Source organism: Marivita sp. GX14005, assembly GCF_023370775.1.
GTDB lineage: Bacteria > Pseudomonadota > Alphaproteobacteria > Rhodobacterales > Rhodobacteraceae > Marivita.
Genome location: NZ_JAMCCQ010000004.1, coordinates 184,092 through 197,738, shown reverse-complemented (window position 1 = coordinate 197,738; position 13,647 = coordinate 184,092). Strand labels below are relative to the sequence as shown.

Genomic DNA, 13,647 nt, shown 5'->3' with positions numbered 1-13,647 from the left:
ATAAAGGCCACCATGAGGCAGCGGCGAACAAACATGACGAGGATGCAAGGCTCATCCAGCAGCTTATCCCGGACCGGCAACCTGTCCGACCGGACAACTGGCCAGTTACGCCATAGGGGGTTCTTCTCGAAAGTAGCCTGATGCGCGGATGTGGAAGCGCCCGTCCGGCGGCCGGTGACGGGCGTTCCAGGGTTGCCTCTGTATCGCCGCGACTACTGTGCTGATGGCCGCGATCGCCATCGTAGATCAAGGATTGCCGCCATGCCGCTCATGGCTCGGTCGATACTGTATCGGACAGCTCCTCCTCGGCGCTGGTAGCGATTTCGGGAAGCGCGTAGGCCATAACCGCATCGCCAAGCTTCGTGCCGATGTAGTTGTGCCCGCCCGCCACGACGACGAGATATTGCCGCCCGTCGCGGCCCATATAGGTCGACGGCGTTGCCTGGCCCCCAGCAGGCAGACGCGCGCGCCAGAGCGTCTCGCCTGTGGCCAGATCATAGCCGCGCACGTAGTAATCAGCCTGACCTGACAGGAACGCGAGCCCGCCGCCGGTGACGATCGGTCCGCCTATGCCGGGAATTCCCGTCTCGAAGGGCAGGGGAACGGGCGACATATCGCGCACGGTGCCGTTGACACGTTGATAGACCGTTTCGCCATTCGTCAGATCGACACCGGCGATATACCCCCATGGCGGCTGCTGACACGGCAGGCCAAGCGGCGACATGAAGGGTTTGAGCACCGCCGCATAGGGCGCGCCGAAATTCTCGTTGCCCATCGGCGCGCCTTCGCGCGAGACGATCTTGTCCAGCGTGTCGGGGCGGGGTTTTAGGGTCGAGGTGAAGGCCAGATAGACCGGCATGGCAAAGGCCAGTTGCCGCGCCGGATCGACCGCGACGCCGCCCCAGTTGAAGATCCCGAAGCTGCCAGGATGGGTCAGCGTGCCCTGAACGCTGGGCGGGGTAAAACGGCCCTCATAGTTGAGTTCGTGAAACGAGATGCGGCAGAGCATCTGGTCGAATGGCGACAGCCCCCACATCTGCGCGCCGGTGACATAGGGCGGCTCGAAGGAGATGGCCGAGACCGGCTGTGTCGGCGCCGGGCGTTCGCCGGGAACGGCGTTCTGGGATACCGGCACTTCGCTCACCGGAAGCACCGGCTCTCCCGTCTCGCGGTTGAGGACAAAGATCTCGCCCTGCTTGGTTGGCTGAACGAGTGCGCGAACGGTTTGCCCATCAACCGTCAGGTCCACAAGGCTTGGCTGCGCGGGCACATCGTAATCCCAGATGTCGTGGTGGACGGTCTGATAGACCCATGCGACCTCCCCTGTGGAGGCATCCAGAGCGAGCACCGAGTTCCCGAATTTCTCGTCGTTTTCGGTGCGAAAGCCGCCATATTGGTCGGGCGAGCCGATCCCCATTGGAAAATAGGCAAGGTTCAGTTCGGGATCGTAGCTGGCCACGCTCCAGCTGTTGGGCACGTTCTGGGTAAAGGTTTCGCCTTCGGGCAAGGGGGAGGGGCCATCCGGGTTGCCCGGATCGAAGTTCCAGACCATGCGCCCCGTGCGCAGATCGAAGGCGCGGATCGCGCCGGAGGGCAGTTCGGTCGAGAGGTTGTCATTCACGCTGCCGCCAACGATCACGACCTCGTCCGTCACCAGCGGCGGCGAGGTGGAGTAATACGCCGTCGGCGACACGTTCGGCATGCCGATCCAAAGGTTCACAGTGCCGTCCGCACCGCCGAAGCCGGGGCAGATTGTGCCTGTCTCGGCACTTACAGCGATCAGGCGCGCATCTCGCGTCGGCAGGAAAATGCGGCGCAGACAATCGGCACGGATGGGCGACGGATCGGTCGGGGCATCGTCGGAGATGACGGGATTGGGCGCGCCCGGCGCGGCGGTGCCGGCCACGACGTTCTGCGGCGCGCCGGACGCCTCGATGGTCACGCCGTCCATGCTGGCCTCGATCAGTTCGGCCTGCTCTTGCTGCGTGGGAACCGGATCGTCCGAGACCTCCCAGCCAAGGTCGGTGCCATCGTGATAGGCCAGACCCCGGCAGGTGGCATAGGTCGACAGTTCCTGCGTCAGACCGGCCAGAACGGGTGAAAATCGCCAGCGCTCTTCCCCCGTGACCGGATCGAGGGCGATGACCTCGCTTTTCGGCGTGCAAAGATACAGGGTGTCGTCCACGATCAGCGGGGTGGATTCCAGCGCCGTGCCGGGAAGGTCTACATGCACGTCGCCCGCGTGATATTCCCAGGCGAGTTCCAGCTGGTCGACATTGGCCGGCGTGATCTGGTCCAGCGGCGAATAGCGTTGACCGGCAAGAGTGCGCCCGTAGGCCGACCATTCGCCGTCCGGCACATCCGGCGCGGAAACGGGCGCCTGCGCCATGCGTTCGGGGGCGAACCGCCCGTCCAGATCGAAGGGCTGGGTGATCATCGACACCCCCGCGACAACGATCGTGACGGCGACGACCCCCGCCAGAATGACGCCCTCGATCCCGTAGCCGCGAAAGCCGTTGGTGCCGCGTGTGAGCGACCGCACGACCGGCGGCAGCAACAGCAGCAGTGCGAGAAGCACCAGAACCCCGCCGCGCGGCGCAAGGCCCCACCAGTAAAGACCGACCTCCCAAAGCCCCCAGACCAGCGCAAAGAGCAATGCCGCGCCGTAGACGACAAGACCGCCCTTGCGGTGCATCAGCAACAGCAGCCCCGACAGCGCCAAAAGCGCCCCGAGCGCGATATAGCCCCACGTCCCCCCAAGGGTTGCCAGCCTTATGCCTCCGCCGAAAAGGGCGGCGCCGAGCGCGAGTGTGACGATGGAGAGGATCGTGCGAAACATGGCAATATTCCTTCGAAAGGTGGCGGATCGGGTCGCGACAACGCCCCTTTCCCGTCAATTCGAAGTTCAACGATCCCGAGGGGATAACGTTCCCCCCGATAGCGACGTCCGAAGACGGTCAGGTGCGGCCCGTTTCGGCTTGCGGGACGTGCCGCTGCGTTCAGCGTGCGATGGCGCGGATGTAGTCCAGCGTCGCGGCGGTTCCGTCCTGCAGATCGCGCGCGGCCTGCTCCGTCGGGGTCAGATGCCCGCGCCCGTCACAATCGAGCCAGCCTTTCTCGACCAGAAGCTTCACCTTCCGCCGAACGGTCTCACGCGGAATATCGGTATAAAGCGCAACGGAATACGCGTTGATCCCCCTCGTCTCGGGCGGGTCGGTGCAGGGCGCCGCTTCGATGGCGGCGTAATAGCGTTCGGCCACCACGGCAAGGATGAGAACCTGATCGAGATCGTTGCCCAGTTCGGCGCGAAGCCGGATCAATAATCGGGAAAATGCCCGCACATGCGCTGGATATGCATCTGATTGGATCTTCATACTTTTCCCTTGTTCGAGTGCCGCCGGCATTGGCGCTTTGGCCGAACCCTACCCAAAATGGGGAACGGAGTCAGCGCGGCCTGTTGTTTCGCCGCCAAATGCTCACGACATCTTCGGCAGGCGAATGATTTGCCCCGAACCCGAAAGGCGCAAAGAAGCTTCGGGCTGCGGCGAGCGTTCGCCGGATGTGCCGAACCATATTTGAAAGGAACTGGCTTATGTATGATCCAAAAGATTTCGCGCTCGATGGCGCGGTTGCCATTGTCACCGGCGCGGGCGCCGGGATCGGGCGGGCCATCGCGGAAACCTTTGCCGCCGCGGGTGCGGCGGTGATGGTCAGCGATCTGAAGATCGAAACGGCCCAGGATGTGGCCGATGCGATAAAGGCGAATGGCGGCAAGGCGGCCGGCATGGCCTGCGACGTCACCAACGAGGACGATCTGACCGCGCTGGTCAGCGACACGGTCAAGGAATTCGGCAAGCTGACGCATGTGGTGGCCAATGCGGGCGGCGGTGGGCCCAAGCCCTTCGACATGCCGATGGAGGATTTTCGCCGGGCGTTCGAGTTGAACGTATTTTCCCTCTTCCGTCTGGCGCAGCTTGCCGCGCCCGAGATGGAAAAGGCGGGCGGCGGCGCGATCCTTGCCATCACCTCGATGTCGGCAGAGAACAAGAACAAGCGCATGGCGTCCTATGCCTCGTCCAAGGCCGCGACCAGCCATCTGGTGCGCAACATCGCGTTTGACCTAGGGCCCAAGGGCATCCGTGTGAACGCGGTCGCGCCGGGTGCGACGCGCACCGATGCGCTGAAATCGGTGCTGAACGACGATATCGAGAAGACGATGCTCAAGCACACGCCGATCAACCGGCTGGGCGAGCCCGAAGACATGGCCAACGCAGCGCTGTTCCTCTGCTCTCCGGCGGCCAGCTGGGTCAGCGGGCAGATCCTGACCGTGTCTGGCGGCGGCGTGCAGGAACTCGACTGACGTGAATTTCAACGCCTGCCACAGCGGGCGACCCCCTAGGAAAGGAGCCAGATCATGGCTGACACATTCAACGCATTTGCAGATTTCAGCATGGAGGGCCACAACGTCCTCATCACCGGCGGCGCGCAAAACATCGGCGCGGGCATCGCCAAGACGCTTTCAGGGGCCGGGGCCAATGTGATGATCGCCGACCTGCAGGGCGACAAGGCCCAGCAAACGGCGTCCGAGATTGAAAAGGAAACCGGCAACCGCTGCCTCGGCATGGCCTGCGACGTGACCAAGGCCGAAGACATCGACACGCTGGTCAAGGCAACCGTCGACGCGTTCGGCGGCATCTCGACCCTGGTGAACAACGTGGGCTGGGGCCCGCGCCACGACGATCCGACCGAGATCACCGAAGAGGAACTGGTGGACGCCTACAAGCTGAACACCATCAGCGCCTATCGCATGTCGATGGCCTGCCTGCCCTATCTGAAAGAGGCCGAAAACGGCAGCATCACCAATTCCGGCTCGTTCTCGTCTGCGGTGCCGGCCTATGACATTCTGGGCTACGGCACGGCCAAGGCGGCGTTGAACCAGATGATGATCTCGCTCGCGCATATGCTGGCGCAACAGGTCCGGGTGAACACAGTGCTGATCGGCACCGTGATGACAGAAGGTTACGGCGACGCGGGGCTTGACGAGGCGACGCAGGAACGCCTGAAGCACCCCGATAACCTGATCGGACGCACCGGCAAGCCGCAGGATATCGCCAACGCGATGCTCTGGCTCGCCTCGCCCGCCGCCGGTTGGGTCAGTGGTCAGATCGTCAAGGTCCATGGCGGCGGCTCTGTCGTGCGGCTTTTCGGGGAATAAGCGCATCGGACATGCCGGGAAGTCCTTGCGGCAGCCCTCGGAAGAAGAAGCCGTTGGTCGGCGTTCGATAAGCAAAGACTGGCTTCTTTGCAAAAAAGCTTTCTTTTATTGTAAGGATGGACATTTCCGGCAGAGCCAAGGCACAGGACGCGCCGCTTTCAGCGGCGCGGTCCGATCATCAAGCGCTTTGGCTGTATGCCCCGCCTTTTGGCAATCGGCAAACGACGTCGTCACGAATGTCGCTCCGGCCGATCCTGCTACCGCGAAGCGCAGGCCATCGGCAAGGAACAGGCGCCGATGATGAACATCGCCCATTCGATCGATTTCATGCCGATGTCGCGGGCGGTGAAAGGATACAAGATCCATCCGATGGGCACGCATATCTTCTACGGTGTCGATATCGAGGACTGACAAGACGGGGCGGCACTGGTCCGGTGCCGCTCCACCGGCTTGATCGTGAACTGCGTGTTCGTCAAATCCTCGTCACCGAACGATAATGGCGCCGGACCGTATCAGACCGGCAATGCTGTCTTCGGAATAACCGTATTCGCCCAGAACCTCGCGACCGTGCTGACCCAGCGTCGGGGCAGGGCGGGTGATGCCGCCGGGTGTATCGCCAAATTTGATCGGCAATCCGATGGTCTTGACGGGGCCGGCGGCGGGGTGTTCGGTTTCGACGATCATGTCCCGAGCAAGCGCCTGCGGATCGCGGTGCATTTCGGATACGTTCAGCACCGGTCCGGCGGGCAAGCCGGCCTCTTCCATTCGGCGCAGCCAGTCCTGAGTATCGCGGCGTTGCAGCAGCTCTTCGAGGATCGGCACGAGATCGGCGAGGTGGGTCATCCGGTCTGCATTGGTGCCGAAGCGCGGATCGTTCTGAAGCTCCGGCGCGCCGATGACGTCAAGCAGTCGCTGCCAGTTGCGCTGATTGGCGGCACCGATATTGATCCAGCCGTCCCGTGTGCGGAACGATTGGTAGGGCGCATTGAGCGGATGCGCGGAGCCGAGCGCGCCGGGTGCCGTGCCTGTCGCGAAGGCGATGGCCGATTGCCAATAGGTCAGGGAGATGCCGGCCTCGAAAAGCGAGGTGTCAACCATCTGTCCTTCGCCCGTCGCCTGTGCATGGGAATAGGCCGCAACGCAGCCCAGAGCGGCGAGGAACCCGGCGGTGATATCGGCGATCGGCGCGCCGGGCTTGACCGGCGGGCGGCCCGGCCCTTCGCCGGTGATCGACATGAGGCCCGACATGCCCTGCGCGATCAGATCGAACCCGCCGCGCTCCGCGTAGGGCCCCGTTCGGCCGAAGCCGCTGATGGCGCAATAGACCAGTTGGGGATTGCTCTGCCGCAGGGTCTCGTATCCCAGCCCGAGACGTTCCATCGTGTCGTGCCGGTAATTCTCGATCACCACGTCGGCGCTGTCCAGCAGCGTGCGCAGCACTTCCACCGCATCCGCGTCCTTGAGGTTGAGCGCAATGCCGCGCTTGTTGCGGTTCATCATCATGTAGGCGGCGCTCTCGCCTTCGATGTCGGGCGGCAGAAACCGGCGGCTGTCATCGCCATCTGGCTTTTCGACCTTGATGACATCGGCGCCCATATCGGCCAGCATCATACCGCAGGCCGGGCCGGCCATGATATGCGCCAGTTCGATGACTTTCAGTCCTGAGAGGGGGCCGCCGCCGTTCATGTTCCGCTCCACTCCGGTTTGGTCTTGTTGAGAAAGGCTTCGAGCCCATGTTTGAAATCGCGGCTCATGTAGCACATGGCGATCAGGTCAGTGTCCTCGGCGGCGAGCGCCGCGCGATTGCGGCGCATGGCCTCCTTGGTCGCGCGCAGCGTCAGCGGCGCCATGCCGGAAAGGTGATCGGCCAATTCGCCCGCACGGGCCATAAGCGCCTCTTCATCCGGCAGGATCTCTGACACCAGCCCCGCCGCCTGCGCCTCGTCAGCGCCGATCAGCCGCGCGGTGAAGATCATCTCGCGCACGCGCCCGGCGCCCATCAGTTCGCTCAGCCGCGCAAGGTTTCCGGCGTTCAGGCAATTGCCGAGCGTGCGGGCGATGGGAAAGCCGAATTTCAGCGCAGCGCTGGCGATGCGGATATCGCAGGCCGCCGCAATCGACGCGCCGCCGCCGGTGCAGGCGCCGTGGATCGCGGCGATCGTCGGGACGGGGCATTGCTCCACCGCCGTCAGCACGCGGTCGATCTCGGCCTCGTAATCGAGCGCATCCTGCGCTGTCTCGAACGCGCGGAACTGGACCATGTCCGTGCCCGACGCGAAGGCCTTGCCCCCCGCGCCGGAGATGATCAGTGCACGGATCGAGCCATCGGTCGGCATCTCGGCGCATCGCCGGGCGAGTTCCTCATACATTGCGAATGTCAGGGCATTGCGTGCCTCGGGGCGGTTGAAGGTCAGCCACACGGCAGAGCCGCGCTGTTCAAAAGTGATATCGCTGCTCATATTCGAAATCTCCGGCTCTTTGCCTGTGCGTCAGTTGTCGGTCTCATTGCCCGCACCCGCGTCGAGCGCGGCGAAATGGGCCTGACGTTTGTTCAGCATGTGGGTCTTCATCAACTGCCCGAGACCGACCGCATCCCGGTCGCGCAGCCTTGCAATCATCTGCTCGTGTTCTTCTATCGCCTGGACCCATCGCGCATCCGACAGGTTCGCCATGAAGCGCGCACGTCGAACGCGCACCGCGAGCATCCGGTGGTGCATCTCCAGAATATCGTTGTCCGCCGCTTCGATCAGCGCGTTGTGGATGTTCTGATTGGCAAGGAAATAGCTTTGCCGATCACCGGCGTGAAATGCCTTCATCATGGCGGCGTGTTCGGCTTCGATGCGTTCTATGCCCGCATCGTCAAGCCTTTGACATGCGAGTTCACCGGCAAGCTGCTCCAGCGCCGCGATCACCGGAAACGTCTTGTCCAGTTCTTCGCGCGTGACGCGCGTAACCCGCGCGCCGCGATTGGCTTGCAGCACGATCAGCCCTTCGGAGGCCAGCACCTTGAGCGCCTCGCGCAGCGGCGTGCGAGACACTCCGAAGGCTTCGCAAAGGTCTTTTTCCGGCACCTTTTCGCCGGGCTTGAGCGTGTTGTCGACCACGAGGTTGCGGACGCGCTCGACCAGTTCTTCATGCAGCGACTGACGCTTGATGCTTTCTGTCAAACTCATTCAGATGTCCTGTTTCTGAAGCGCCCGATCCATCAGGCGCGCCATGTGTATCGCGCGGCGCGGGGTTCCATCCGCGATCTGGTGCCGGCAGGAGGTTCCGTCGGCGACGACAATGGCATCCTGCGGCGCGGCCTCCAGCGCCGGGAACAGATCAAGATTTGCCATCTTCAACGAGATGTCGATGGTGCCGGGCGCATAGCCGAAAGCGCCTGCCATGCCGCAGCAGGAGCTTTCGATCATGACAACCTCGGCATCCGGTATGCGATTCAGCAAATCGAGCATCGGCGTGACCGCATCCTGTGCCTTCTGGTGGCAATGGCCATGCACGTAGATCGGCTTGCCCATAGGGTTCAGGGGCAGATCGGGGCGTTCGGCGAGAAATTCCTCGAAGGTATGGGTGGCCTGCGCCAGCGCTTCGGCATCGGGGCCGGGGCAGAGGGCGAGGAATTCGTCGCGGAAGGTCAGGATCGAGGAGGGTTCGAGCCCGACAATGGGGATGCCGTTGGAGACAGCGCTGCGCGTCGCATCGATCACGCGCTGCGCTTCGGCGCGCGCCTCCTCGACGCAGCCGATCGCCAGCAGCGTGCGCCCGCAATCCAGCGCCTTGCCCGAGCCATCGCGTGCGACCGCGACGCGCAGGCCGCTGGCGCGCAGAACACGGATCGCGGCGCGCAGGTTTTCCGGTTCGAAATAGCGGTTGAACACATCGGCGAAGAGCAGCAGATCGGGGTTCGCGTCCTGCGCCTCGGCATCGTCGAACGGGTTGGAAGACCATACGGGCAAGTCACGCTTGTGCGACACGCCGGTCAGCTTTTCCGTCAGCTTGCGGACCGGGCCGATCCTGTTGCGCAGGTTCATCAGCCAAGCGACTTTCGCGGCCTTGGGGGCGTAGCGCGGCAGGTAGCCGACCAGCTTGTCCGCCAGCGTGAGGCCGTTCTCGCGGCGGCGCGCGGCCAGCACCTCGATCTTCATCTTCGCCATGTCCACGCCGGTCGGGCACTCGCGGCGGCAGCCCTTGCACGACACGCAGTATTTCATCGTCTCGGCCATCGCATCCGAGGTCAGGCCGCCCGGCATCTGCCCGCTGATGGCAAAGCGCAAGGTGTTGGCTCGGCCGCGCGTCGCGTCGCGTTCGTTGCGGGTGGCGCGGAAGGACGGGCACATGACGCCGCCCTTGAGCTTGCGACACGCGCCGTTGTTGTTGCACATCTCGACCGCGCCCTGAAAGCCGCCGCCCGATCCCGGCCAGGCCGACCAGTCAAGCGCGGTCTCGAATTCCGGCACCTCGTAATTCGGGCCATAGCGGAACACGCGGCGGTCATCCATCGCGGGGGCGTGCACGATCCTGCCGGGGTTCATGAGGCCGTTGGGATCGAACCGCGCCTTGACCTCTTCGAACGCCGACACGATCCGTTTGCCGAACATCTTTTCGTGAAATTCCGACCGCACGATCCCGTCGCCATGTTCGCCCGAATGCGACCCCTTGTAGTGCTTGACGAGGTCGAAGATTTCCTCGGCCATGGCGCGCATGGTTTTGACGTCGGCATCCTGCCGCATGTTCAGCACGGGCCGCACATGCAGGCAGCCGACCGAGGCGTGGGCATACCACGTTCCCTTTTTGCCGTGTTTGGCGAACACGTCGGTGACGCCTTGGGTGTATTCGGCAAGATCGGGAAGGGCGACGGCACAATCCTCGACGAAGGAGATGGGTTTGCCTGCCTCCTTCATCGACATCATCACGTTGAGACCCGCCTTGCGGTATTCGGCGATCGCGCCTTGCAAGCCTTTGTCCGTGACGGGCACGACGCCGCCCCAGCGCTGGCCGGTGCCGGTGAAGGCGAACCCGAGATCGCCCATCAGATCGGAAAGCTCCGCCAGCTTGGCGGCGTTCGCCTCCGCGCTGCCCTCGGCGAACTCCACGAGCAAGAGCGCCGCCGGAGCGCCCTCGACGAAGCTCTCGATGGTTCTGCGGAACAAAGGGATGTCGCGTCCCAAGGCGATCATCGTATCGTCGATCAGTTCGACCGCTTGAGGATTCAGCGTGACCAGATGCTGCGCCGCGTCCATCGCGGCGTAGAATGTGGGGAAGTGGCACACGCCCGTGACCTTCTCGCCCGGCAGATGCGCAAGGCTCAACTCCAGTTCGGTGAAATAGGCCAACGTGCCTTCGGAGCCAACCAGCAGATGCGCCATGTTCACATCGTTGCCGATGAGCGCGTCGATATTGTAGCCGCCGACGCGGCGCTGCACCTTGGGAAAGCGCGCTTCGATCTCGTCTGCCTCGCTCCGCCCAAGGGCGCGCATGTCGGACACCAGATCAGCGTAGGGCCCCGGTTCGGGATCGCTGCCGTTGAACCGCGCCTTTGCGCCGTCCGGCAGGATGGCCGTTATAGATCGCACGTTGTCGCGCGTGATGCCGTAGCGCAGCGATTTGCCGCCCGAGGAATTGTTCGCCGCCATTCCGCCGAGCGTGCAGCGCGATGCGGTGGAGGGATCGACGGGGAACCAGAGCCCGTACGGCTCCAGCGCGCGGTTCAGCTCGTCCAGCACCAGACCGGGCTGCACGCGCGCGGTCAGGTTTTCGGTGTCGATATCGAGTATGCCGTTCAAATGCCGGGTGTTGTCGAGCACCACCGCCCGGTTCACCGTTTGGCCGCATTGCGAGGTACCGCCGCCGCGCGGCAGGATCGGCACTTCTTCTTCGCGGGCCACCTGCATCGCAACCATGACGTCTTCTTCGCTGCGCGGAATCACCACGGCCTCGGGCATCATCTGGTAGATCGATGCGTCGGTCGCATAACGCGCGCGCGACGCACGATCGTTCAGCACCTCGCCGGACAGTTCGGCGGTCAAGCGGCTTGATAAGCGGGAATTCTTTCGCATGGGGCGGCTCTTCGTGCGGATCGTGCTGGGCGGGTGGAGCAAAATTCTGTTGACTGAATTATGAATTCATAATTAACTTTTGACAATATCTAATCGCGCCGACGCTACGGCGCAGGGTGGGGGGACCGACGCGATGCGCCAGGCTGGCAGACATTTCTTGCAGATACCGGGGCCGAGCGCCGTGCCGGACCGTATCCTGAAGGCGATCGGACAACAGACCATCGACCATCGCGGTCCCGATTTCGCCAAGGTGGGCAAGGCCGCGCTTGACGGGATGAAGACGATCTTCAAGACGGATCAGAACGTCTTCATCTACCCATCCTCCGGCACCGGTGCGTGGGAGGCCGCCCTGGTCAATACCTGTTCGCCCGGCGATAAGGTGCTGATGTTCGAGACCGGCCATTTCGCAACGCTCTGGAAGAAGATGGCAACCCGGCTCGGGCTGCAAACGGAGTTCATCGAAGGCGATTGGCGCGGCGGGGCCGAGCCGGACCGGATCGAGGCGCGGCTGCGCGAGGATACGGACCACGAGATCAGGGCCGTTTGCATCGTGCACAACGAGACCTCCACCGGATCGGTGTCTCCCGTGGCCGAAGTGCGCAAGGCGATCGATGCGGCGGGGCATCCGGCGCTTTTGATGGTGGATTCGATTTCGGGGCTCGGGTCCATAGACTTTCGGTTCGACGAATGGGGCGTGGATGTCTGCGTTGCCGGCTCGCAAAAGGGGCTGATGCTTCCGCCCGGTCTGGGGTTCAACGCGGTCAGCGACAAGGCGTTGAAACAGGCCGATGACGTGACCATGCCGCGCAGCTATTGGGATTGGCGCGACATGGTCGGCCCGAACAAGACCGGGTATTTCCCCTACACGCCCGCTACCAACCTGCTCTACGGTCTGAACGAGGCCGTCGCAATGCTGCATGAGGAAGGGCTGGAGAATGTCTTTGCCCGCCATGATCGCCACGGGGCCGCCACCCGCGCGGCGGTGCGTGCCTGGGGGCTGGATGTGCTGTGCGCCCGGCAGGGGCAGGAATCGGGCGTTCTGACTGCTGTGGTCGTGCCGGAGGGCCACTCCGCCGACGCGTTCCGCGCCACGACGCTCAAGCATTACGACATCTCGCTCGGCAACGGCCTGTCCAAGGTCGCGGACAAGGTCTTCCGCATCGGGCATCTGGGCGATTTCAACGATCTGATGCTGATGGCTACGCTGTCCGGCGTGGAGATGGGTCTGGCGCAGGCGAAAATTCCCCATCAGACGGGGGGCGCGCAAGCCGCCATGGAACACCTGAAGGAAACGACAAGGGAGCGGATAGCCGCTGAATAACGCTCGCAAACGGGCATCAAGGGAGGAAGACATATGAAACTCAAGGCAACAATTCTGACCGGCGTCGCGGCGCTCGCGCTGCCGCTCTCCGCAAGCGCGGCGGACATGACGTTGCGCTTCGGCCATGTCGGCAATCCGGGCTCGCTCTTCGAAGCATCGGCCAACGCCTTTGCCGAATGCGCGAACGAGAAGCTCGGCGACAAGGCCGAAGTGCAGACCTTCGGCGCCAGCCAGCTGGGCAAGGACCGCGAGCTCTTGCAGAAGCTCAAGCTCGGGCAGGTCGATTTTTCGCTGCCATCATCGGTCATGTCTTCGGTCGCGCCGGAATTCGGCGTGTTCGAAATGCCCTATATCGTGAAAGATCGCGAGCATATGAAGCGCATCCAGGACGAGCTTGGCGATGTGTTCCAGGAGGCCGCGCTAGGCGAGGGCTACAGGATCATCGGCTATTTCGAAAATGGCTTTCGCCACATCACCAACAATATCCGCCCGATCAACACGCCGGACGATCTTGAAGGGATCAAGCTCCGCACGCCGAACGGCGAATGGCGCGTGAAGATGTTCCAGCTTTATGGCGCGAACCCGACGCCCATGGCGTTCTCCGAAGTCTTCACCGCGTTGCAGACAAATGTGATCGACGGGCAGGAAAACCCCTATGCGCAAATCGCCTCGGCCAAGTTCCAGGAAGTGCAGGATTACCTGTCGATCACCGGCCACGTCTATACGCCCGGTTATGTGCTGGTCGCGGAAAACCAGTGGCAGAAGCTGTCCGAAGACGTGCGCGCGGGTCTGGAGGCTTGCGGCTCGGAGACGCAGGATTTCGTCTATGAGCATGCAGCCAAGCTGGAGACCGAGTTGCTGGAGGTGATCCGCGACGCGGGTGTCGAGATCAACGAGGCCGACAACCAAGCGTTCATCGACGCCTCCGCCCCGATCTACGAGGAGTTTTCGAACAGCGTGGATGGCGGGGCCGAGTTGATCGAGCGGATCCAGAAGCTGGCATCGGACTCCTGATGGCACAAGGGCCGATCCGGCCCCTTGTTCGTTTCGGAACA

General features: G+C 63.3%; 11 protein-coding genes. 5 read left to right on the top strand and 6 right to left on the bottom strand.

What is annotated here, in order from left to right:
* Window positions 1-268: 268 nt before the first annotated feature.
* Together M3465_RS12975 and M3465_RS12970 are read right to left on the bottom strand one after the other, a co-directional pair.
* Window positions 269-2,839: a membrane-bound PQQ-dependent dehydrogenase, glucose/quinate/shikimate family gene (locus M3465_RS12975; RefSeq protein WP_249502189.1), complete on the bottom strand. Its 2,571-nt coding sequence runs from the start codon at window positions 2,837-2,839 to the stop codon at window positions 269-271.
* A gap of 160 nt (window positions 2,840-2,999) precedes the next feature.
* Window positions 3,000-3,374 carry a hypothetical protein gene (locus tag M3465_RS12970; protein WP_249502188.1) on the bottom strand — a complete coding sequence of 125 codons (375 nt, stop codon included), beginning with the start codon at window positions 3,372-3,374 and terminating at the stop codon, window positions 3,000-3,002.
* A gap of 218 nt (window positions 3,375-3,592) precedes the next feature.
* On the opposite strand from M3465_RS12970, the gene hdhA reads away from it, so the two are divergent.
* From hdhA to M3465_RS12955, 3 genes are all read left to right on the top strand, one after another.
* Window positions 3,593-4,360, top strand: coding sequence for a 7-alpha-hydroxysteroid dehydrogenase (gene hdhA / locus M3465_RS12965; RefSeq protein ID WP_249502187.1), 768 nt, complete (start codon window positions 3,593-3,595; stop codon window positions 4,358-4,360).
* A gap of 54 nt (window positions 4,361-4,414) precedes the next feature.
* Window positions 4,415-5,215, top strand: a complete 801-nt coding sequence (locus tag M3465_RS12960; protein WP_249502186.1) for an SDR family oxidoreductase — start codon at window positions 4,415-4,417, stop codon at window positions 5,213-5,215.
* A gap of 195 nt (window positions 5,216-5,410) precedes the next feature.
* The gene (locus M3465_RS12955) at window positions 5,411-5,626 is read left to right on the top strand and encodes a hypothetical protein (protein ID WP_249502185.1); all 216 of its coding nucleotides are present in this window, start codon (window positions 5,411-5,413) and stop codon (window positions 5,624-5,626) included.
* A gap of 72 nt (window positions 5,627-5,698) precedes the next feature.
* Here the strand turns inward: M3465_RS12955 and M3465_RS12950 are convergent, their stop codons facing one another.
* The 4 genes from M3465_RS12950 to M3465_RS12935 are packed head-to-tail and all read right to left on the bottom strand — an operon-like array spanning window position 5,699 to window position 11,271.
* On the bottom strand, window positions 5,699-6,901 hold the full coding sequence (locus M3465_RS12950; RefSeq protein ID WP_249502184.1) for a CaiB/BaiF CoA transferase family protein: 1,203 nt from the start codon (window positions 6,899-6,901) through the stop codon (window positions 5,699-5,701).
* Complete coding sequence (locus tag M3465_RS12945) at window positions 6,898-7,674, bottom strand: enoyl-CoA hydratase/isomerase family protein (protein WP_249502183.1); 777 nt, start codon at window positions 7,672-7,674, stop codon at window positions 6,898-6,900. The genes M3465_RS12950 and M3465_RS12945 overlap by 4 nt, the downstream gene beginning before the upstream one ends.
* Before the next feature lie 30 nt (window positions 7,675-7,704).
* Entirely contained in the window at window positions 7,705-8,388 is a 684-nt protein-coding gene (locus M3465_RS12940; protein ID WP_249502182.1) for a GntR family transcriptional regulator, read from the bottom strand.
* Window positions 8,389-11,271: an FAD-binding and (Fe-S)-binding domain-containing protein gene (locus tag M3465_RS12935; RefSeq protein ID WP_249502181.1), complete on the bottom strand. Its 2,883-nt coding sequence runs from the start codon at window positions 11,269-11,271 to the stop codon at window positions 8,389-8,391. It abuts the gene before it with no gap.
* A gap of 133 nt (window positions 11,272-11,404) precedes the next feature.
* On the opposite strand from M3465_RS12935, the gene M3465_RS12930 reads away from it, so the two are divergent.
* Together M3465_RS12930 and M3465_RS12925 are read left to right on the top strand one after the other, a co-directional pair.
* Window positions 11,405-12,592: a pyridoxal-phosphate-dependent aminotransferase family protein gene (locus tag M3465_RS12930; RefSeq protein WP_249502180.1), complete on the top strand. Its 1,188-nt coding sequence runs from the start codon at window positions 11,405-11,407 to the stop codon at window positions 12,590-12,592.
* Window positions 12,593-12,625: 33 nt separating this feature from the next.
* Window positions 12,626-13,606 carry a TRAP transporter substrate-binding protein gene (locus tag M3465_RS12925; RefSeq protein ID WP_249502179.1) on the top strand — a complete coding sequence of 327 codons (981 nt, stop codon included), beginning with the start codon at window positions 12,626-12,628 and terminating at the stop codon, window positions 13,604-13,606.
* The last annotated feature ends 41 nt before the right edge of the window (window positions 13,607-13,647 follow it).